Source organism: Actinomadura sp. BRA 177 (assembly GCF_013372625.1).
GTDB lineage: Bacteria > Actinomycetota > Actinomycetes > Streptosporangiales > Streptosporangiaceae > Spirillospora.
The window spans coordinates 1-794 of sequence record NZ_JABXFD010000051.1 but is presented as its reverse complement, the minus strand read 5'-3'; the positions used below and the strand labels follow the sequence as shown (position 1 = coordinate 794).

The 794-nt window shown below is 69.4% G+C and carries 1 protein-coding gene; it reads right to left on the bottom strand.

The annotated features are described in order from the left end of the window. A partial coding sequence (locus tag HUX53_RS00230) for a hypothetical protein (RefSeq protein ID WP_255204775.1) occupies nucleotides 1–388 on the bottom strand: 388 nt, incomplete at its 3' end. Nucleotides 389–794: the final 406 nt, after the last annotated feature.

The following is a 794-nucleotide window of genomic DNA, read 5'->3' as shown; positions in this document are numbered from 1 at the left end:
GGCGGGGGGGGGGGGGGCGGGAGCGGCGGGCGGCGGAAGTGGGGCCGGGGTCTAGGCGGCGGCCGGGGTTGCGGGCGTTCCAGGCGCGCATGCGGGGCGGGTAGCCGACCGCCTGGACGTCGTAGACGGGGAGGCCCAGGTCGCGGGCCACCTTGCCGATGACCTTGGGGGAGCCCACGCGGCGGCGGGTCCACTCGCCGTCGTGGGCGACGGCCACGGCGGTCGTGTCGGTGGCGAACGTCTCCGGTTCGACGAAGAACTCGACGCCGCGGCGGGACTGTGCGAACGCGATCAGTGCCTCGATGTCGGTGTCGGTCGCCTCCCGGTCAAGTCTGGTCACCGTGGATCCGCGGTTCTTGCGGATCCCGAATCGGTCCCGGAACCTCATCGCCTACCCCGTCGTCTGGTGCGGATGCGGTGTATGACGATAACGACATCTCGGGTGCGCTGGTTCCCGACACAGCGTCGGGATCCCCGGCGGGGAAGGGGCTGAGCCCTAGACTGGCGGGCCTGGGGGAACAGCAGCGGGGGTGTTGATGGACGGGCTTGACCTCGTCCGGCGGGGGGCCGCGGGCGTGCTCGTGGCCGCGCTTTGTGGGGGGTTGCGCAAGTTGGCTCCGGATGCCGGGGGGGTGGGGCCGGCTCTTATACCCCTCTGAGGCTGGCGACGGAGGGTGTCGTGTGGGTTCGGGTGGTCGCCGAAGCTTGACAAAAGACAAATGATGATATTCAACACACGCACGCGTCGTCATAGCAAACATCCTACAACTGTCACAGCCACACCACGCGATCCG